The following is a 20340-nucleotide window of genomic DNA, read 5'->3' on the forward strand; positions in this document are numbered from 1 at the left end:
GTGTTAGCGATTGAAAGGGTGATCTCTTTTCTTGTGGTGTTAAATTAGTTTTCATAACGACAGGAAAAGCGAGTGCTGAAAACATGATTATCCAGAGCTTTCGTGAAGGGAAACACTCTAAATATTTAAAATAAAATAGATTTTTTTTTGTAAAGTGTACAAAGAAAAAAAATCACAAACCCTAATTCGTAATTCTCAATTGAGAGTTGTAAATTTGCGCACTTAAAACAGAATTTTAAACAGATGAAAATATCATACAATTGGTTAAAACAATTTATTAAGATTGACTGGGAAGCTGAAAAGACGGGTGAATTGTTAACTGATCTAGGTTTAGAAGTAGAAGGAATAGAAAAGGTAGAATCTATCAAAGGAAGCTTGGAAGGAGTTGTTGTTGGAGAGGTTTTGACTTGTGAAAAACACCCTAATGCTGATAAACTGAGTGTTACTACTGTAAATGTTGGAGGAGAATCTCCTATTCAAGTTGTTTGTGGTGCTCCTAATGTAGCAGCGGGTCAAAAAGTGCCTGTTGCGACCGTTGGAACTACCTTGTATGATGAAAAAGGAGAAGGGTTTAAAATTAAGAAAGGAAAAATTAGAGGTGAAGAAAGCCATGGAATGATTTGTGCCGAAGACGAGTTAGGTTTAGGGAAAGGTCATGATGGGATTATGGTTTTAGCCGAAGATTTGGTTCCTGGAACTCCAGTTGCTGAGGTATTTAATATTGAGGTAGATGAAGTTTTTGAAATAGGATTAACGCCTAACAGAGCCGATGCCATGAGTCACTTAGGAGTGGCAAGAGACTTACGTGCCGGATTGATGCAACAAGGGATTCAGAAAGAATTGGTTACGCCATCAGTGAGTGATTTTCACGTGTATGAAAGAGCTTTAAAATTTGACATACATGTAAAGAATTTTGAGTTGGCTCCTAAATATGCAGGAGTTGCTATTAAAGATGTAAAAATTGGAGATTCTCCAGAATGGTTGCAAAACAGATTAAAAGCTATTGGAGTAAAACCTATTAATAATGTAGTAGATGTTACCAATTATGTATTACATGAATTAGGACAGCCATTGCACGCTTTTGATGCTAATAAGATTTCAGGGGGAAAAGTAGTGATAACTACGTTAGAAGAAGGAACTAAGTTTACCACACTAGATGGTGTTGAGAGAACTTTAAGTGAAGAAGATTTAATGATATGTGATGCTGATGAAAATCCATTGTGTATTGCAGGTGTGTTTGGAGGTGCAGAATCTGGCGTTACAGAAAATACAACTGCTATCTTTTTAGAATCGGCTTATTTTAATCCAGTGTCTATTCGTAAAACAGCCAAAAGACACGGTTTAAATACCGATGCTTCTTTCCGTTTTGAAAGAGGAATTGATCCCAATGGAACAAAATACGCGTTGATTAGAGCTGCTTTGTTAATAGAAGAAATTACAGGAGGAAAAGCTGTTTCTGATGTGGATGTCGTATATCCAAATAAGATTGAAGATTTTGAAGTTTTTATGTCTTATGAAAATGTAGCAAGAATCATAGGTCAAAGATTACCGAATGATACTATTAAAAATATTTTAGCTTCTTTAGAAATTAAAATCAATAGTGAGACCGAAGGTGGTTTAGGATTGGTAGTGCCTGCTTACCGAGTAGATGTACAAAGAGAAGCGGATATTGTAGAAGAAATTTTACGCGTATACGGATACAATAATATTGAGTTTTCACACAAACTAAATACTTCTATTGAACCTTCAAAGTTCGATGGTGTAAAAACTGAAAATACCATTGCAGAGCAATTAAGAGTTCAGGGTTTTAATGAAACCATGGCAAACTCTTTAACCAAGCCTTCTTATGTTGAATTGTCAGAGAATTTAAACCCTGAGAACAATGTAGAAATGTTAAATCCTTTGAGTGGTGATTTGGCAGTAATGAGACAGTCTTTGTTGTTTAGTGGTTTAGAATCTGTAAGTTATAACATCAATAGAAAAAACAACGATATTAAGTTTTACGAGTTTGGTAAAACCTATCATAAATACAATGATAAGTACGAAGAGAAAAAACACTTGACTTTATTTGTTTCAGGAAATAGAGATAAAGAAGCATGGAATGCTCCAAAAAAAATCACAGATTTTTATTATATCAAAGCCCTTGTTAATGGTGTTTTAGAAAGATTGGGACATAAAAACGTTAAAGTAACGCCAACCAAAAACGATGTGTTTTCTGAAGGAATTACTTTTGCTTTAGGAAAAATGAAATTGGTAGATGTGGGAATGGTAAGTCCTAAAATATTAAAAGAATTCGGAATCAAACAAGAGGTTTTTTATGCCGATTTTGATTGGGATACTATTTTAAAAATATCACAAAACAATAAATTAAAAGTAACGGCATTACCAAAATATCCTTTGGTAAAAAGAGATTTGGCTTTGTTATTAAACAAAGAAGTTGCTTTTAAAGATTTATACAATGCTGCTTTTCAATCGGAAAAACAATTGTTAAAAGAAGTAGATTTATTTGATGTGTACGAAGGAGATAAATTACCAGAAGGTAAAAAATCTTATGCGTTAAGTTTTGTATTACAAGACGAAAACAAAACTTTAGAAGACAAACAAATAGAAAAAATTATGACCAAGCTTCAAAACTCGTTTGAAAAACAGTTTGACGCTTCATTAAGATAATCTAAAAGCCTTTGAATTTTCAAAGGCTTTTTTTTGAGATTCGTTTCACATAGCGAATGAAATAAAGTTCGTAAATTTGCGACCAACAAACAAAGACAAAAACTATGAGTCTATACAAGGCTGTTATCCGTCCCATCTTCTTTCAATTCGATCCAGAAAAAGTACATTATTTTACTTTTGATATGATTAAATTCATGTCTAAAATTCCAGGAGTTTCTGCTTTGACAAGAAGTGTTTTTAAAGTTGAAGATAGAAGATTAGAGAGAAATTTGTTTGGCATTACTTTTCCAAATCCAGTAGGATTGGCAGCGGGGTTTGATAAAAATGCAGTGTTGTTTAATGAATTGGCAGATTATGGTTTTGGATTTATAGAAATTGGAACGGTAACACCAAAAGCACAGGCTGGAAATCCTAAAAAAAGATTGTTTAGGTTAAAAGATGATCAAGGAATTATCAATAGAATGGGATTCAATAACAATGGAATTGAAGCAGCTATTGAGAATTTAAAAAAGAATAAGGGGAAAGTAATTGTTGGGGGAAATATTGGGAAAAATACAGATATTCCTACCGAACAATATACACAAGATTATTGTGAAGTTTTTGAAGCTTTACATCCTCATGTAGATTATTTTGTACTGAATGTAAGTTGTCCTAATGTTAGTAGTCATGCCAAGTTAGGAGATAAAGACTATTTGTTGGAGTTAATTGCTGCGGTACAAAAGTTAAATAGTGACAAAAAAGAGTTAAGGCCTATTTTATTAAAAATTGCTCCAGACTTAAACTCACATCAATTAGATGAAATTATAGAGATTGTTGCAGAAACAAAGATTGATGGAGTTATTGCTTCAAACACTTCTGTAAACAGAGAAGGGTTAAAAGTAACAGAGGAAAGATTGGCTGAAATTGGAAATGGGGGATTGAGTGGAAAACCTATTAAAGATAGAAGTACCGCTACCATTCAATATTTGGCAGACAAATCAAATAAAGCCTTTCCAATTATTGGAGTAGGAGGAATTCATTCTGCTGAAGATGCTTTGGAAAAAATAGCGGCAGGAGCAGATTTGGTTCAGGTGTATACCGGATTTATTTATGAAGGACCTTCGTTGGTTAAAAAAATCAACAAAGCGATTTTACAATCTTCTTAAAGAGCCATTATGTTTTCTTTTATCATTCCTTTATACAATCGTCCAGAAGAAATTGATGAATTATTGTTTAGTTTAACCAAACAAAATTATCCCAAACCTTTTGAGATTGTTATTGTAGAAGACGGATCTGATAACAATGCTAAAGAGATTGTAGAAAGCTATAGAGATCGTTTAAATATACAATACTTTTTAACGCATAACAGAGGAGCTGGAATGGCCAGAAATTATGGAATGTCTCAAGCTAAAGGAGATTATTTCATTGTGTTAGACTCCGATGTTTTGGTGCCTGCGAATTATTTAAAAAAAGTTAAAAAAGCCTTACAAGCCAATTATACCGATGCTTTTGGAGGTCCCGATGCAGCGCATCCTAGTTTTACATCTTTACAAAAAGCCATTAATTTTTCTATGACTTCTATGATGACCACTGGAGGTATTAGAGGAAAGAAAAAAGGTGTTGGAAAATTTCAGCCTAGAAGTTTTAATCTTGGAATTTCAAAAAAAGCATTTGAAAGTACAGGAGGATTCTCTTCTATGAAAATTGGGGAAGATATTGATTTGTCTTTTAGACTTTGGGAACACGGATTTGAGACTCAGTTGATAGAAAAAGCTTTTGTGTATCATAAACGTAGAACCTCTATTGAAGCTTTTTACAAACAAACTTTTAAGTTTGGAAGTGCAAGACCTGTATTGAACAAAAAATATCCTGGATCGGCTAAGCTTACCTATTGGTTTCCTAGTGTGTTTATCACAGGATTTATAGTGTCTTCTATTCTTTTTATGTTGGGGAGTTGGGAATTGATAACCCTTTATTACTTATACTTTATGTTGTTGTTTATGTCTTCTTTAATCGTGAACAAAAACATTACCGTAGCATTTTTGTCTATCATTACTACTTTGGTACAAATGACAGGTTACGGTTTTGGTTTTTTAAAATCGATGTTTTTTAAAAACTGTTGAGAAGTTTAGTTGTTTAGCTGTTGAATTGCAGATTCGATTTTTGGATTTTACTCACTACTCAAGAATCCTGGTTTCAAAACCATCAATACTCACAGTGTTTTTTTCTTCCCAATAAGTTTCAATTTTTTCTTGACCTTGTTTTTGAGCCCAATCTTTTAAAACAGTTCTGTCTTCTTTGTAATCCATAAAAGGAACTGCATAACCGCAAGAGGTTTGTACCAAATCTACTTCCATTTCAATCACTTGTCTAGAACCTGGTGTTTCAGGAAATAAGTCAATAAAATTTTGATATTCTTGATCTCTAGGATGATAAATTTTAGCAGTACCATACAATCTTAAAATCATAGGTTTTCCTTCAAAAGCACAAAACATAATGGTCATTCGGTTGTTTTTTAACAAATGAGCAGCAGTTTCATTTCCGCTTCCTGTAAGGTTTAGCCAAATTATTTTGTTTTTATTTATGACTCTAAAAGAATCCATTCCTTTGGGAGAAACATTTACATTTCCTGTTTCTGCAGCTGTACCCACAAAAAAAATCTTTTGTTCTTTGATGAATTCCTGTAGCTCAGGAGCTATTTCTGTGAATTTTTTCCCCATAATGATGATTAAGAGGTTTAAAAGTACAAAATCTTTATAAAAAAGATAAGTGTTTTATGTCCTATGAATTTTAGCCAAGTTTGTAAGCAGTTTTTATTTGTCCTGAAATATTTAGAGGCAAAGTGAATTTAAAATCACTTCCTTTTCCTTCTTCACTTTCAACCCAAATATGTCCCCCAAGTTTTTTAACAAATTCTTTACAAAGCACTAAACCTAATCCAGAACCTTTTTCGTTCTCTGTACCTGGAGATGATACATGATTGGATAAGTTGAAAATAGTATGAACTATTTTTTCGTTCATGCCAACACCATTATCGGAAATAGAAATTTCAAGATGATCTTGATTGATAGTTGTTAAAATCTTAATTTGTCCTCCTTGGTTTGTAAACTTTATCGCATTAGAAATTAGGTTTCGTAGGATGGTTCCTAAGATATTCTCATCTGTATATAATTCTAGATCATCTGTAGGAGAATAATGAATGGTTATGTTTTTAGCTTTTGCCACAGAAGTTTTTAGTGCTATCGTTTCGTGTATAATTTTTGATAGCATGATTCTTTCTAAATTTAAACTTAGCTCTTCTGTTTGAGCTCTTGCCCAACACAACAAGTTGTCAAGTAATATAAGTGTGTTTTGAGCTGTGGTGTTAATAATATTTAGATATTCTTCAGATGCTGAAGGAAATGATTTGCTTCCATTTTTTAGCAATAATTCAGAAAGTCCTAATATATTATTAAAAGGACTTCTTAAGTCATGTGCAATTATTGAAAACAACTTGTTTTGGGTTTGATTTAATTTTTCTAGTTTAAGCTGATTCTGTTGAATGATTAAATTTTTTTTAAGAATTGTTTTTTGATCTATTTCTTTCAACAGCATGATGAAACCTATGTTCGTAGCACTGATGACAAAAGTGGAAATAATGAGTAACCAATTATTCATTGTAGAAACCTCGAGTATACTGTGGTTAGCACCTGTTTGGTATATGTTTAAAGCACGAATGAGTTGAAATAATGAATATATTAAAAGAACCACACCTAAGAGGGTTGAAAACTTATATTTGTCTTTGTGATGATACAGATAAAATCCCCCAATTCCATAGAAAAATGAGCAGGAAATTACCCTTATCGTAGTAACTAATACAGGGTTTTGTTCAGTTATCAAAATAGCGGAAAAAAAAAGAAAAACAAAACCTGAGAGAAGCCACAAAAGATTTTTTCGGACTTTGCCATCAAAAGAAATAAGACCAATAGAGGCTATGGCAAAACTTGAAATCATCAACAAGTTGTTAATTCTTAATTTATATAAGTCAGATAAAATATCGTGATTACTGTACAGAAAGATGGCAATTGTTTGTAAAAAAATAGAGAAAGTAAGTAGCAACAAATACCAATGTTTGTGATGGTAAAAATATTGATAGACAAACAGAACAATAATAAATAAATTATTAATCGCTAAAAAAAAGAATATAGAAGCGTAATCTAAAGTCATATTTATCCTTCTTTATTAGTTTTAACTTATTTATTGAGAGCTATTCTGAATCTTTCCAAAAAAAATCAGTACTTAGTAAAGATACGTAAAATAGTGTAGTGAGGAAATAGTTTTTATAAACTTTAGAAAGTGTTTATACTGTGTTTAGATTTGGTTTTGCTTATGAATTAAGAATTTTCATATAATAGTTTTAGTTATCTCTCTGTTCAAAATCTTCTTTGCCTTTGTTTTGAATTCGTTTGATAATTAAGTAAATAATAATCACAACGGTAAAAATTAAAAAAGTAATATATAGACAAAGCATTAAAGACCCCATATTTTCCGTTTTATTTTAATTTAACAGCTGTTCCGTAAGCTAGTATTTCTGAAGCTCCTTGAGTAATGGTAGAAGTGGTAAGTCTAATGTTTACAATGGCATCTGCTCCCAGTTTTTGAGCATCTTGAGTCATTCTTTGCAAGGCCTGTTCTCTAGCTTGAGCTTGTAGTTTTGTATATTCATCAAGTTCTCCTCCAACAAAGTTTTTTAAACCCGCCATAAAATCACTGGCTACGCTTTTTGCTCTCACAGTACTTCCTCTCGCAATTCCTAAAATCTCTGTAATTTCTCTATTTGGAATGTTTTCAGTGGTGGTAATAATCATGTTGTCTGTTTTAAATTAATAACATTTAAATATAAACAAAAAAGCCTCTTCTATAATGAAGAGGCTAACTGTGTGTTTACTCAGTTATATTTATATGTTTTTTAAAAAGGGACATCGTCATCATCTGGTTGTACAGGAGCATCAAAGGCATCTGCTGGGTTGATGTTTCCAGACAAGTCATTAAAGTTCATTGACGATTCTAATTGACCACCGAAGTCATCTTCTAAATCTGAGAATTTAGCCAAGTGACCTGTAAATTTCAATCTAATATTATCCAATCCACCGTTACGATGTTTGGCAACAATAAATTCTCCTTGTCCTTCACATGGTGTGTGGTCATCATCATCCCATTCTGTCATTCCGTAATATTCCGGACGGAAAATAAATGATACAATATCGGCATCTTGCTCAATCGCTCCAGATTCACGTAAATCAGAAAGTAAAGGACGTTTACTACCTCCACGAGTTTCTACCGAACGAGATAACTGAGAAAGTGCAATGACAGGAATGTGTAATTCTTTTGCCAAGGCTTTTAAGTTACGAGAAATCATAGAAATTTCTTGTTCACGGTTTCCTCCAGCTGCTCCACCCGCAGTCATTAACTGCAAGTAGTCAATTACTATAATTTTAATATCGTGTTGAGATTTTAACCTACGAGCTTTTGCACGTAAATCAAAAATAGAAAGTGAGGGTGTATCATCAATAAAAATAGGAGCTTCCGATAAGTTTTTTACTTTTACGTTTAGCTGTTCCCATTCATGAGGTTCTAATGTTCCTTTTCTTAATTTTTCTGATGACAATCCTGTTTCCGAAGAAATCATACGGGTAATTAACTGTACCGATGACATCTCTAGAGAGAATACAGCAACACCGTGGTTAAAATCAATGGCCATGTTTTTAGCCATAGAAATTACAAAGGCTGTTTTACCCATACCCGGACGTGCCGCAATAATAATTAAATCCGAAGGTTGCCAACCAGAAGTTAAGGCATCTAGCTTTGTAAAACCAGTAGCATATCCAGACATTCCCTCTCTACCTCCTAATTCTTCAATCTTTTTTAAGGCCTGTCTTACCAAAGAATCTGAAGTTTCAGAACTCTTTTTTAAGTTTCCTTGTGTTACTTCAAAGAATTTGGTTTCTGCCATGTCTAACAAATCAAATACATCGGCAGTTTCATCATAAGATTGTTCAATAATTTCACTAGAAATACTAATCAATTGTCGTTGAATGTATTTTTGTAAAATAATACGAGCATGGAACTCAATATGGGCAGAAGATGAAACTTTTTGGGTTAACCCAATCAAGTAAAAATCTCCTCCAACCATGTTTAGTTTTCCGTCCTTTTTTAATTGGTTGGATACTGTTAATAAGTCGGTTGGTTCAGAATTTTGGAACAAAGTATGTATGGCGGCATAAATAGCTTGATGTTGCTCTCTGTAAAAAGCATCAGCATGTAAAATATCAATAACGGTATCAATCCCTTTTTTATCAATCATCATGGCTCCTAGTACGGCTTCCTCCATATCCACTGCTTGTGGTGGGATTTTTCCATGTGCCAAATTGATGATTTTACTCTTGTCAATTTTTTTTCCCGAAAAGCTTTTAGTTTGTTCCATAGAAAGGCAAATTTAATCGATATTCTGATTTTTTAATAAAAAAATAGAAGTTAATTTTTCTACAAAAACTGTTAACAACTTTTATTTTGTTGATAAGTATTTTGGAAATCTAGCAAGAGTGCTTTCTTTGACGTTTTTCTTTGTTAGAATCTTATTTTTAATGAATTTATATTGGCTAGGGTGACGAAAGGCAAAAGTGTACCTTTGCATTGTGAAACATAAAGCAACAAAACATGGATTTATCTAAAGTAAAACTGATTGTAACAGACATGGACGGAACCTTATTAAACTCCGAACACAACGTAAGCAATTTGTTTTTTGAACAATTTGAAATCTTAAAAGCAAAAAACATAAAGTTTGTGGCTGCCAGTGGAAGACAATACCACAGTATTTTAGACAAGCTAAAAAGTATTAAGGAACACATTACCATTGTTGCCGAAAATGGAGCTTATGTGGTAGAAAATGAAACAGAACTTTATGTAAACGCTATTCATAAAAAAGATATAAAGATTTTAATAAAAATAGCGCAGCAAATTCCAGATACACATATAATTCTTTGTGGTAAAAAGAAAGCTTACTTTTTAAAAGATTCTGGAGAGTTTAAAAATATTGTTATAGAATATTATAGTGAGTATGAATTGATAGATTCTTTTGAAGAGCTGCCAGAAGATGATTTTTTTAAGATTACTTTGTGTAATTTCGAAAGTTCTGAAAAAAACATTTATCCTTATTTAAAAGATATTGATGGAGATTGGCAAATAAAAGTATCAGCTAAACAGTGGGTGGATGTTGCTTTGCCATCCAACCATAAAGGAAACGCTTTGACTCGTATACAGGAACAATATGGTATTTCTGATGAAGAAACTATGGTTTTTGGAGACTATCAAAACGACATAGAAATGTTAAAAAAAGCAAAATTTAGTTTTGCAATGGAAAATGCCCACAAAGATGTTCAAGAAGTGGCAAACTATAAAACATTGTCTAATGATAATTTGGGGGTAGAAACAATTATAGGGAAGTTAATCGATAGGTTTTAGAGATATTGATGAATTAAAAAATGAAAAATATTTTCGTTACTATTGTAGGTGTTTTTTAAATGATTCCAAGTAGTATTTCCAAATTCAAATTTGTTTCCAGAGCTATCACTATAAACCCATTTGTTTTGAAAATTTTTACTTAGAGTAGCTTTTTTATTTTTAGAGATGTATTCTAAAGCTCCGCTTAAGTTTGTTTTTATAGATGTTTTTACTTCATTGTTTACTTCTTCATAAGTATTGTTTCCAAAAATATCTTTTCCTGTTTCTATTTTATTATTTCTATTGTCTTTAATAATTTCATTATTAAAAATGTCAATGGAATAAGAAATAGTATAGTTTGCTTCTTTTTTATATTCACAAATTAAATGTTTAAAAAACTGTCGTTTATGGTTTTCGTTATTTAAAACTTCGGGAAATTTTAAGTCAAGATATTTTTTTTCAAAAGTGACTTTGTTTTTATAACTATCTGTAAAAACAAGATCCTTAAAAATATTTTGTTCTAATGTTGCTTTATAGTTGTTTTTACGTGATTCGTAGTTTAGGTTGTTAAAAATATCAAGTTCTATATGTTGTGCGTTTGTTTGGAAATAGAAAAACGCAAGCAATAAGTAAATAATTTTATTTTTCATAGTCATTTTTAATAGGGCTTCTTCAAAAAGCAAACCAAAGAGATCAAACCTATTAAAAAATAGTATTTTTGATTCTTTAAAATAGTTAATAAAAAAATGCACAAACAAATAAGCAGTGTTCAGAACGGAATCATTAAATCTTTGGTGGTTCTTGGTGAAAAATCAAAAGCACGAAAACAATCTGGAACTTTTATTGTTGAAGGTAGAAGAGAGTTAGGGTTGGCTATGCAGGGAGGCTATAAAATTCAGGAAGTTTTTTATTATCCAGAATTATTACCTCCTAATTTTGACATCACTCAATTTGCTGCAGATAGTTATATTGAAGTCAGTAAAGAAGTGTATGAGAAAATTGCCTACAGAACTACTACCGAAGGAGTTTTGGCAGTGGTAAAAGACAAATCAATGCAATTGAGTGATTTGCAATTCAACACCAAAACACCCTTGATTTTGGTAGCAGAAGCTCCTGAGAAACCAGGAAACATTGGTGCGATGTTAAGAACTGCTGATGCCGCAAATGTAGATGCTGTTTTGATTGCCAATCCTAAAACAGATATGTATAACCCTAACATCATCCGTTCTAGTGTAGGTTGTTTGTTTACTACACAAATTGCTACAGGAACTACGCAAGAAATATTAGCCTATTTAAAAGAAAACAATATTGTTACTTATGCTGCTGCTTTAAAAGAAGATTCAGAATATTACCATGAACAAGATTTTACCAAAGGAACAGCCTTAGTAGTAGGTACAGAAGCAGTGGGACTTTCTGATGAGTGGCTAAATAAAGCCAATAAAAAAATCATCATTCCTATGTTAGGGAAAATAGATTCTATGAATGTATCTGTAGCGGCAGGAATTTTAATGTACGAGGCCAAAAGACAACGTAGTTTTAAGTAATTAGTAATGAGTACAGAGTATCAAGTAAAACAAGTAAAAGTATTTATTTGATTTAACCAATAACCAAAAACATGACAGGAACCCTTTTATTTACCATCATCATCGCTTTAATTGTCATCAATTTTATTAAAGATGAAATCATTAGTTATGTAAACGCTTTACATTTTAACGACCCTATTCCAAAGGAACTGAAAGATGTTTATGATGCGGAAGCTTATGAAAAATCTCAAGCTTATAAAATGGAAAATTATAAATTTTCAACCCTATCAGGCTTGTTTAGTTTTGTCATCACATTGTTGTTTTTTCTTTTAGATGGAGTTGCGTTGGTAGAAAAATGGTCTTTACAAATTACTTCAAATTCCATTTTACAAACCTTGGTGTTTTTTGGAATTATAGGTTTGGTGAGTTCTATCATTCAGATTCCATTTGGATATTATCACACTTTTGTAATTGAAGAAAAATTTGGTTTTAACAAAAGCACCAAAAAATTATTTGTGATTGATAAAATCAAAGGACTTTTAATGACTTTGGTTTTAGGAGGAGGGTTGTTACTATTGATTACTTGGTTGTATAGTAAAATGGAACAAAATTTTTGGTGGTACGCTTGGCTGGTTTTTGCAGTATTTACCCTTTTTTTAACGATGTTTTACTCGAGTTTAATCGTCCCTCTATTCAACAAGCAAACGCCTTTAGAAGAAGGAACTTTAAAAGATCAATTAAAAGCCTATGCAGCAGGACAAGGTTTTAAGTTAGATAATATTTTTGTGATTGATGGCTCTAAACGATCTACCAAAGCCAATGCTTATTTTACGGGTTTTGGACCTAAAAAAAGAATTGTGTTATATGATACTTTGGTCAATGATTTAAGCGAAGAAGAAATTGTAGCAGTATTTGCACATGAAGTAGGGCATTACAAGAGGAAGCATACTATTTTTAATATGATTGCTTCTTTGTGTTTAACAGGTTTCACTTTGTTTATTTTAGGAAGATTGTTGGGGAATCCTTTATTGGCAGATGCATTTGGAGTAGAAAACAGTAGTTTTCATATAGGAATGTTGGCTTTTGGAATTTTATACAGTCCTATTTCAGAAATTACAGGAGTGATTATGAATTTTATTTCCAGAAAGTTTGAATATCAAGCAGATGATTTTGCCAAAGAAACTTACGAGTCAAAGTATTTAATTTCATCACTTAAAAAACTATCTAAAAACAGTTTAAGTAATTTAACACCTCACAAATGGAATGTGTTTTTTCACTATTCACATCCCACCTTATTGCAACGAGTATTGAATTTGAAAAAATAGTCGTTTATCGTAGAAAAAATAGTATATTTATTAAGAAGATACATAGCAATTTACTGGTGGCATTTTAAAAATGGCATCGGTATTTTTGTTTTAAAAAGAATCGGTTTATGGGCTATATAATTGATGCAGAAGCGGAAAACAAAGAAATTACGCGTAGGTATAAAGACCTTTTGAAAGACAGCTATCAGTATTTGTCAGATGATGATAAAAAACTGATACGTAAAGCTTTTGATGTTGCTGTTGAGGCACATAGTGAGCAAAGAAGAAAAACAGGAGAGCCTTATATTTATCACCCTATTGCTGTAGCTAAATTGGTGGCAGTAGAGATTGGATTGGGAGCCATTTCCATCGCATCGGCTTTGTTACACGATGTTGTAGAAGATACCGATTATACCATAGAAGATATGGAACGCTTGTTTGGTGAAAAAGTAGCCAAAATTGTAAACGGATTGACCAAGATTTCTAGAATGAGTAAAGACCAAATGGCCTCTATTCAAGCAGAGAACTTCCGTAAGATGTTACTGACTTTAAATGATGATGTACGTGTTATTTTAATAAAAATTGCAGATCGTTTACACAATATGCAAACGATGGATGCTATGCCTCCACACAAGCAAGTAAAGATTGCCTCAGAGACTTTGTATATTTATGCTCCTCTAGCTCATCGTTTAGGTTTGTTTAATATCAAAAGCGAATTAGAAGATTTAGGATTAAAGTATACAGAACCTGAAGTTTATAATTCTATAGAGAAAAAGATTATAGCCAATAAAGATAATCAGTTAGACTACATTGAAAACTTTTCTTCAAAAATCAGTCAAGCACTAGAAAAACAAGGATTTAAGTTTGAAATTAAAGGAAGAACCAAGTCTATTTTTTCTATCCGTAAAAAAATGCTTTCGCAAGGAGTAAAGTACGAAGAGGTGTATGATAAATTTGCCATTCGTATTATTTATGACTCCGAAGGAGAAAACGAAAAGTTTGATGCTTGGAAAATATACTCCATTGTTACAGATAATTATAGACCTAACCCTAGTCGTTTAAGAGATTGGATTTCTCAACCCAAATCTACTGGTTACGAAGCCTTACATATTACGGTAATGGGACCAGAAGGACGTTGGGTAGAAGTGCAAGTTCGTTCTAAAAGAATGAATGAAATTGCCGAAAAAGGATATGCAGCTCACTTTAAATACAAACAAGGAGAGGTTAACGAGAGTGGTTTAGAATCTTGGTTAAACAGATTAAAAGACACTTTAGAAAATCACAGTATGAACGCTGTAGATTTTGTGGAGGATTTTAAATTGAACCTATATTCTAAGGAAATATTTATTTTCACCCCTAAGGGAGATATTAAATCTTTGCCTAAAGGAGCTTCTGCTTTAGATTTTGCTTTTAGCATTCATACCGATATTGGTTTAAAATGCAGAGGAGTAAAAGTCAATGGGAAATTAACACCTTTAGATCGAGTTTTAGAAAGTGGAGATCAGGTAGAGGTGATTACTTCAGAAAACCAAAAACCATCAGAAAGGTGGCTGACTTTTGTGGTAACAGCAAGAGCAAGAGCAAAAATTCGTCAAGCTTTAAAAGAAGAAGAACGCAAAGTTGCTGCAGATGGAAAAGAGTTGTTAAGAAGAAAATTACGCCATTTAAAAATCGAACCTTCTGATAAAAACTTAGGGGCGATGATTTCTTATTTTAAGTTGAAAACTACTTTCGATTTGTTTTATAGAGTAGGAGTTGGAACGATAGATAACACTCAAATAAGAAATTTTGCCAATCAGCAAACTAGTACTTTTGCCAAATTGTTCCGTAGAACAAAATCAGATCCATCTAAAATTGAAAAGAAAGAAGAACTTTCTACCAATTATGATTTGCTTTTGTTTGGAAATGATAATGAAAGGTTAGAGTATACATTATCTAAATGCTGTAATCCTATTCCGGGAGATAAAGTGTTTGGTTTTTTAACGGTGAACGAAGGAATTAAAGTACATAAAACCAATTGTCCAAATGCCATTAGTATGCAATCTAACTATGCATACAGAATTATGAAGGCACATTGGGTAGATTCAACCAAGCAAGAATTTAAAGTAACCCTAAGTATTACAGGAGAAGATAGTTCTGGAATGTTAGGAAATATAACAAGAGTGATTTCTAATAATAATCACGTCAATATAAATAGTCTGAATATTTCTGGAGATGGTAGTTTGTTCGAAGGAAAATTTACGATTACTATTAATAATAAGAGTAAACTAAAAAAAATAACACAGCAGTTACAAGGTGTTAAAGGGGTGAAGCGCATAAAACGTATTATTTAAAAAAAAGCCCTTTTTTTTAACTAGATAAAACAAATAAAAGTATAAATTTGCATCTTGCTGTTTTTAAACAACAACCCAGTCATGGATACTAAAGAAAAGAATCAAGAAATCGTTAAAAATGTGTTTGTTAAGTTTTTAGAGACTAACAAACATCGTAAAACGCCTGAGCGTTTTGCCATTTTACAGGAAATTTATGATTTAGAAGAGCATTTTGATATTGAGTCATTATATATCAACATGAAAAACAAAAAGTATCGAGTAAGTAGAGCTACCCTTTACAATACTATAGAATTGTTGTTAGAATGTGGTTTGGTAAGAAGACATCAATTTGGACAAAACCAAGCACATTACGAAAAAAGTTTTTTTGATAAACAGCACGATCATTTGATTTTAGATAGTGGAGAAGTAGTTGAGTTTTGCGACCCAAGAATACAAACCATTAAGAAAACAATAGAAGACGTATTTGGTGTAGAGATTCATAAACACTCTTTATATTTTTACGGAACTAAGAAAGAAAATTAGAATTATACATTTATAAAGCAAAATGGCGGTAGATTTATTATTAGGATTGCAGTGGGGTGATGAAGGTAAAGGAAAAATAGTTGATGTTTTAACTCAAAATTACAACTTAATATCTCGTTTTCAAGGAGGTCCAAATGCTGGGCATACTTTAATCTTTGACGGACACAAACATGTTTTACACACAATTCCTTCTGGAATTTTTCATAAAGATGCTGTAAACGTTGTAGGTAACGGAGTGGTTATAGACCCTGTTATTTTTAACAAAGAAATTGAAAACTTATCTCAGTTTGATATTGACTTTAAAAATGTGTTGTTAATTTCTAGAAAAGCACACTTAATTTTACCAACCCACCGTTTGTTAGATGCTGCATCTGAAAAAGCGAAAGGAAAAGATAAAATTGGTTCTACTTTAAAAGGTATTGGTCCAACTTATATGGATAAAACAGGACGTAATGGAATGCGTGTTGGAGATTTAGAGTTAGACAACTGGAAAGAAATTTTTGAAACGTTGACTCAAAAGCACATCAATATGTTAGATTTCTACAAAGTAGATTTAGACTATGATTTAGATGCTTTAAGAGAAGAGTTTTTTGCAAGTGTTGCAGAGTTAAGAAAATTAACTTTTATAGATAGTGAGGAGTATTTACACACCGCTATTAGAAATAAAAAAACCATTTTAGCAGAAGGAGCACAAGGTTCTTTGTTAGATGTTGATTTTGGAACTTATCCATTTGTTACTTCATCTAATACTACAGCTGCTGGAGCTTGTACAGGTTTGGGTATTGCACCAAACCAAATTGGAGAAGTTTTTGGAATATTTAAAGCTTACACTACTCGTGTAGGTTCTGGACCTTTCCCAACTGAATTGTTTGATGAAGATGGAGCAACTATGGCTAAAGTAGGTCATGAGTTTGGAGCAACAACTGGACGTGCACGTAGATGTGGGTGGTTAGATATGGTAGCTTTAAAATATGCTTGTCAAGTAAACGGTGTTACTCAATTAAATATGATGAAAGCTGATGTGTTATCAGGTTTTAAAACTTTAAAAGTGTGTACTGCTTATGAATATAAAGGAGAAGTAATCACACATTTCCCATATAACATCGAACCAGAAAATGTAAAACCAATTTATACTGAATTACCAGGTTGGAATGAGGATTTAACTGGAATGACTTCTGAAGATCAATTACCACAAGCTTTATTAGATTATATTGCTTTTATAGAAAAAGAAACAGGTATTAAAATTACAATTGTTTCTGTAGGACCAGATAGAAAACAAACTATTGAAAGATAGTTTACTACTGATATAAAACAAAAACCTCATCAATCTGATGAGGTTTTTTTATGGGTTAAAAATAAGACTAGCTTAAAAAATCTTCTCTAATAGGAGAAAAACTATCTATTAATTTTACGTATTCCGTTAAGGTTTGAATTCCGTGCTTTAAGTTAGAAGCTACTTTAAAAGTATCTCCTTCGTTTAACAAATATTCTCTGTCTTCAATAAATAGTTTTACAGATCCAGCTGCGATGTAAGTGATTTGTTCATGTGGATGACTGTGAGGAACTTCAGGTTCTGCCATAGGTCCATTAGAAATTTCTATCACCGTAACCATTAAAGTGTCTAAGTGAATAATTTTTCTTTGCGCATTTGGATTGTTAGGAATTGGTTGGTATGATTCGCTTTTTTTTGTGATTTCCATGTGATTTTTTGTTTTTATAAAATTAAGCAAATTTTATAGGAGAACCGCTCTTTTTATGGCATACTCATTGCTCATTCAATTGTTTTATAAAGGTTTCAAAAATTCACTTAATAAAGTATCTTTGCTAGCGTATGAAAATATTAATGAAACACAGTTTATTGTTTTTGCTCATTCCTTTTTTAGGAATGTCTCAAGCTAGTAAAATAAAAATATTACACGCCAATCAAACCTATGCAGATCAAAAGCAATACCCTAAAGCTTTGGTGTTGAATGGAGATGTTCGTGTATCGCATCAAGGTGCTTTAATGACCTGTAAAAAAGCATTGTATTATAAGCTAGACAATAGATTGTATGCTTATGGTGATGTGGTCATTAATCAAGGAGATACTATTAAGCAATATAGCGATCATTTACAATATGATGGAGATTCTCAAAAAGCATTGTCCTGGGGTAAGGTAAAAGTAAATGACAAAGACATGATATTAACTACCGATACCCTTCATTTTAACAGAGTCACTCAAGTATTAAGTTATGATTGTTTTGGTAAAATTGTTAACAAAGAAAATACTTTAACAAGTCAAATTGGGGAGTATTTTGCCAATGATAAAAAATTAACAGCCAGACAAAATGTTAAAGTAGTAAATCCAGATATGGATTTAAAAACAGGTCATTTAGATTATTATACAGAAACGGGAAAAACTTATTTGTATGGTCCTTCGACTATCAAAAATAAAGAGAGTGATTTATACACAGAGAGAGGAATTTATGATACTCGACTTTCTTTAGGGTATTTATTAAAAAATTCAGTCATTTATCATGAAGATAATGAGATTCAAGGAGATAGTTTATACTACAATCAGAAGAATGATTTTGCTTCGGGTACAGGGAATTTAATCATTACAGATACCGTTAACAAAATAGTAGTCAAAGGAGATTATGGAGAAATTTATCGAAGAAAAGACTCCATGATTGTCTCAAAAAGACCTATTGCTATTTCTATTGTTGATAAAGATTCTATGTACATTCATGGAGATACAATCTCTGTGACTGGAGTGGATAAAAACAAATTGATGAAAGTATATCATCATGTAAAGTTTTTTAAATCAGATTTAAGTGGAAAGTGTGATTCTTTGGTTACTCGACAAGAAGAAGGAGTAACAGAATTGTTTAGAAATCCAATTTTATGGTCAGGTGAAAATCAAATTACTGGAGATAGTATTCGTTTGATTAGTGACAAAGTCACACAAAAGTTAGATTCTTTAAAGATTGTTAAAAATGCTTTTATTATTCAAAAAGATAGTATTGAAGGGTACAATCAAATTAAGGGAAAAGACATGTTTGGTAAGTTTATAGAACAAAGGCTTTCCACCTTGTTAGTAAAAGGAAATGGAGCAGTAATTAATTATGGTAGGAGTGATGATACCAAAGAATTAATTAGTATTGAGAAAATGGAATGTAGTAATATACTTTTTACATTGAAAGAGAATAAAATGCAAACCATTAGGTTTTTAAAAATGCCTGAAGGAAAAATGTATCCACCCTCCCAGTTTCCAAAAGATCAGGCCTTGTTAAAAGGATTTATATGGCGGGGTGATGAACGTCCATTAACAAAAGAAGATATTTTTATCCATGACTAATTTAAGAGAAGATTTTTTTAAACATCAAGCACAAACCTCTCCTCATCCGTTGATTATTGAGGTTGCTAGTGCTAAAGGATCTTATGTGTACGATGTACAAGGCAAGGCTTATTTAGATTTTATTGCAGGGGTTTCAGCCAATAGCTTGGGACACAATCACCCAAAAGTTTCTCAAGCAATTAAAGATCAGGTAGATGCTTATAGTCACGTGATGGTTTATGGAGAATTTGTTCAACAGCCACAAACAGAGTTGTGTAAGTTGTTGGCAGATTTATTACCAGAAAATTTAAACACAGTGTATTTGGTGAATTCTGGAACCGAGGCGACAGAAGGAGCTTTAAAATTGGCCAAAAGAGTCACCAAAAGATTTGAAATTGTTGCTGCAAAACACGCATATCATGGTAATACTCAGGGTTCTATGAGTGTTTGTGGTACAGAAATACAAAATAGAGCCTTTAGACCCTTAATTCCGGGGACAAAGTTTATTACTTATAATGATATAGAAGATTTGTCTAAAATTACCACAGAAACCGCTGCCGTGATTTTAGAAACCATTCAAGGAGGTGCTGGTTTTATTGTGTCTCAAAATGGATATTTAGAAAAAGTACGTAAAAAGTGTGATGAGGTTGGAGCGCTGTTAATTTTAGATGAAATTCAATCAGGAGTAGGACGTACAGGAAAATTTTTCGGTTTTGAACATTATAACTGTATTCCAGATATTGTAATTACAGGAAAAGGTTTAGGAGGTGGAATGCCAATTGGAGCTTTTATTAGTAGCTATGAAAACATGAGTCTGTTAAAAGAAAATCCAAAGTTGGGGCATGTGACTACTTTTGGCGGGCACCCTGTAATTGCAGCAGCAGCTTTGGCTACTGTAAAAGAAATTACCGAAACCAACTTAATGAAAGAAGCTTTACGCAAAGAACAGTTGATTAAAGATTGTTTGCAGCATCCGGCTATTAAAGAAATTAGAGGGAAAGGATTGATGTTGGCTTTGATCATGGAAAATGCTGATGTAGCGGCTGACGTTGTTCTAAAATGTATGGATGATGGGTTGTTGTTGTTCTTTTTATTATTTGAAAAAAGAGCTGTAAGAATTAGTCCACCATTGACCATTTCTGATGAAGAAATCAGAATAGGATGTGCAAAAATATTAAAAGTGATTGATAAGGTTACTGCATAAAAAAAGAGGA

17 protein-coding genes are annotated in these 20340 nt (G+C 32.3%); 11 read left to right on the plus strand and 6 right to left on the minus strand.

Annotated features, from left to right (window positions below; all coding sequences use genetic code 11):
• Nucleotides 1–243 precede the first annotated feature (243 nt).
• The 3 genes from pheT to QVZ41_RS05740 all read left to right on the plus strand — a co-directional run bounded on the left by pheT (nt 244) and on the right by QVZ41_RS05740 (nt 4772).
• Nucleotides 244–2670 carry a phenylalanine--tRNA ligase subunit beta gene (pheT, locus tag QVZ41_RS05730; protein WP_302883595.1) on the plus strand — a complete coding sequence of 809 codons (2427 nt, stop codon included), beginning with the start codon at nt 244–246 and terminating at the stop codon, nt 2668–2670.
• A gap of 104 nt (nt 2671–2774) precedes the next feature.
• The gene (locus QVZ41_RS05735) at nt 2775–3815 is read left to right on the plus strand and encodes a quinone-dependent dihydroorotate dehydrogenase (protein WP_302883596.1); all 1041 of its coding nucleotides are present in this window, start codon (nt 2775–2777) and stop codon (nt 3813–3815) included.
• A gap of 9 nt (nt 3816–3824) precedes the next feature.
• A complete protein-coding gene (locus tag QVZ41_RS05740) occupies nt 3825–4772 on the plus strand; it encodes a glycosyltransferase family 2 protein (RefSeq protein WP_302883597.1) in 948 nt (315 codons plus the stop codon).
• Nucleotides 4773–4826: 54 nt separating this feature from the next.
• Here the strand turns inward: QVZ41_RS05740 and QVZ41_RS05745 are convergent, their stop codons facing one another.
• From QVZ41_RS05745 to dnaB, 4 genes are all read right to left on the minus strand, one after another.
• Entirely contained in the window at nt 4827–5369 is a 543-nt protein-coding gene (locus QVZ41_RS05745; RefSeq protein ID WP_302883598.1) for a pyridoxamine 5'-phosphate oxidase family protein, read from the minus strand.
• A 70-nt stretch (nt 5370–5439) separates the two neighbouring features.
• Nucleotides 5440–6642 (minus strand): sensor histidine kinase, encoded by a 1203-nt coding sequence (locus tag QVZ41_RS05750; protein ID WP_302883599.1) that lies wholly within the window; start codon nt 6640–6642, stop codon nt 5440–5442.
• 539 nt (nt 6643–7181) lie between these two features.
• A complete protein-coding gene (locus QVZ41_RS05755; RefSeq protein WP_302883600.1) occupies nt 7182–7496 on the minus strand; it encodes a YbjQ family protein in 315 nt (104 codons plus the stop codon).
• Nucleotides 7497–7597: 101 nt separating this feature from the next.
• Nucleotides 7598–9112, minus strand: a complete 1515-nt coding sequence (dnaB, locus tag QVZ41_RS05760) for a replicative DNA helicase (protein WP_302883601.1) — start codon at nt 9110–9112, stop codon at nt 7598–7600.
• Nucleotides 9113–9345: 233 nt separating this feature from the next.
• Between dnaB and QVZ41_RS05765 the strand changes: the two genes are divergently transcribed.
• Nucleotides 9346–10149, plus strand: coding sequence for a Cof-type HAD-IIB family hydrolase (locus tag QVZ41_RS05765; protein WP_302883602.1), 804 nt, complete (start codon nt 9346–9348; stop codon nt 10147–10149).
• On the opposite strand, the gene QVZ41_RS05770 is transcribed toward QVZ41_RS05765, so the two are convergent.
• Complete coding sequence (locus QVZ41_RS05770; protein ID WP_302883603.1) at nt 10146–10778, minus strand: hypothetical protein; 633 nt, start codon at nt 10776–10778, stop codon at nt 10146–10148. The two genes, QVZ41_RS05765 and QVZ41_RS05770, sit on opposite strands and share 4 nt — an antisense overlap.
• A gap of 96 nt (nt 10779–10874) precedes the next feature.
• On the opposite strand from QVZ41_RS05770, the gene QVZ41_RS05775 reads away from it, so the two are divergent.
• From QVZ41_RS05775 to QVZ41_RS05795, 5 genes are all read left to right on the plus strand, one after another.
• On the plus strand, nt 10875–11672 hold the full coding sequence (locus QVZ41_RS05775) for a TrmH family RNA methyltransferase (RefSeq protein ID WP_302883604.1): 798 nt from the start codon (nt 10875–10877) through the stop codon (nt 11670–11672).
• A 71-nt stretch (nt 11673–11743) separates the two neighbouring features.
• A complete protein-coding gene (locus QVZ41_RS05780; protein ID WP_302883605.1) occupies nt 11744–12976 on the plus strand; it encodes a M48 family metallopeptidase in 1233 nt (410 codons plus the stop codon).
• A gap of 107 nt (nt 12977–13083) precedes the next feature.
• Nucleotides 13084–15288, plus strand: a complete 2205-nt coding sequence (locus tag QVZ41_RS05785) for a RelA/SpoT family protein (RefSeq protein WP_302883606.1) — start codon at nt 13084–13086, stop codon at nt 15286–15288.
• An 81-nt stretch (nt 15289–15369) separates the two neighbouring features.
• Entirely contained in the window at nt 15370–15810 is a 441-nt protein-coding gene (locus QVZ41_RS05790) for a Fur family transcriptional regulator (RefSeq protein WP_073121135.1), read from the plus strand.
• 22 nt (nt 15811–15832) lie between these two features.
• Nucleotides 15833–17104, plus strand: coding sequence for an adenylosuccinate synthase (locus tag QVZ41_RS05795; protein WP_302883607.1), 1272 nt, complete (start codon nt 15833–15835; stop codon nt 17102–17104).
• Between the two features lie 67 nt (nt 17105–17171).
• Here the strand turns inward: QVZ41_RS05795 and QVZ41_RS05800 are convergent, their stop codons facing one another.
• On the minus strand, nt 17172–17510 hold the full coding sequence (locus tag QVZ41_RS05800) for a cupin domain-containing protein (protein ID WP_302883608.1): 339 nt from the start codon (nt 17508–17510) through the stop codon (nt 17172–17174).
• 131 nt (nt 17511–17641) lie between these two features.
• On the opposite strand from QVZ41_RS05800, the gene QVZ41_RS05805 reads away from it, so the two are divergent.
• Complete coding sequence (locus QVZ41_RS05805) at nt 17642–19147, plus strand: OstA-like protein (protein WP_302883609.1); 1506 nt, start codon at nt 17642–17644, stop codon at nt 19145–19147.
• Nucleotides 19140–20330 carry an aspartate aminotransferase family protein gene (locus tag QVZ41_RS05810; protein WP_302883610.1) on the plus strand — a complete coding sequence of 397 codons (1191 nt, stop codon included), beginning with the start codon at nt 19140–19142 and terminating at the stop codon, nt 20328–20330. The genes QVZ41_RS05805 and QVZ41_RS05810 overlap by 8 nt, the downstream gene beginning before the upstream one ends.
• The last annotated feature ends 10 nt before the right edge of the window (nt 20331–20340 follow it).

It is taken from the genome of Wenyingzhuangia gilva (assembly GCF_030519655.1).
GTDB lineage: Bacteria > Bacteroidota > Bacteroidia > Flavobacteriales > Flavobacteriaceae > Wenyingzhuangia > Wenyingzhuangia gilva.

Excerpts from the sequence above, each read along its gene's own strand:
- QVZ41_RS05780 (WP_302883605.1), top strand. The coding sequence starts at position 11,744 with ATGACAGGAACCCTTTTATTTACCATCATCATCGCTTTAATTGTCATC.
- QVZ41_RS05740 (WP_302883597.1), top strand. The coding sequence starts at position 3,825 with ATGTTTTCTTTTATCATTCCTTTATACAATCGTCCAGAAGAAATTGAT.
- pheT (WP_302883595.1), top strand. The coding sequence starts at position 244 with ATGAAAATATCATACAATTGGTTAAAACAATTTATTAAGATTGACTGG.
- QVZ41_RS05750 (WP_302883599.1), bottom strand. The coding sequence starts at position 6,642 with ATGATTTCAAGTTTTGCCATAGCCTCTATTGGTCTTATTTCTTTTGAT.
- QVZ41_RS05770 (WP_302883603.1), bottom strand. The coding sequence starts at position 10,778 with ATGAAAAATAAAATTATTTACTTATTGCTTGCGTTTTTCTATTTCCAA.
- QVZ41_RS05785 (WP_302883606.1), top strand. The coding sequence starts at position 13,084 with ATGGGCTATATAATTGATGCAGAAGCGGAAAACAAAGAAATTACGCGT.
- QVZ41_RS05800 (WP_302883608.1), bottom strand. The coding sequence starts at position 17,510 with ATGGAAATCACAAAAAAAAGCGAATCATACCAACCAATTCCTAACAAT.
- QVZ41_RS05745 (WP_302883598.1), bottom strand. The coding sequence starts at position 5,369 with ATGGGGAAAAAATTCACAGAAATAGCTCCTGAGCTACAGGAATTCATC.
- dnaB (WP_302883601.1), bottom strand. The coding sequence starts at position 9,112 with ATGGAACAAACTAAAAGCTTTTCGGGAAAAAAAATTGACAAGAGTAAA.
- QVZ41_RS05735 (WP_302883596.1), top strand. The coding sequence starts at position 2,775 with ATGAGTCTATACAAGGCTGTTATCCGTCCCATCTTCTTTCAATTCGAT.
- QVZ41_RS05790 (WP_073121135.1), top strand. The coding sequence starts at position 15,370 with ATGGATACTAAAGAAAAGAATCAAGAAATCGTTAAAAATGTGTTTGTT.
- QVZ41_RS05755 (WP_302883600.1), bottom strand. The coding sequence starts at position 7,496 with ATGATTATTACCACCACTGAAAACATTCCAAATAGAGAAATTACAGAG.
- QVZ41_RS05795 (WP_302883607.1), top strand. The coding sequence starts at position 15,833 with ATGGCGGTAGATTTATTATTAGGATTGCAGTGGGGTGATGAAGGTAAA.
- QVZ41_RS05810 (WP_302883610.1), top strand. The coding sequence starts at position 19,140 with ATGACTAATTTAAGAGAAGATTTTTTTAAACATCAAGCACAAACCTCT.
- QVZ41_RS05805 (WP_302883609.1), top strand. The coding sequence starts at position 17,642 with ATGAAAATATTAATGAAACACAGTTTATTGTTTTTGCTCATTCCTTTT.
- QVZ41_RS05765 (WP_302883602.1), top strand. The coding sequence starts at position 9,346 with ATGGATTTATCTAAAGTAAAACTGATTGTAACAGACATGGACGGAACC.
- QVZ41_RS05775 (WP_302883604.1), top strand. The coding sequence starts at position 10,875 with ATGCACAAACAAATAAGCAGTGTTCAGAACGGAATCATTAAATCTTTG.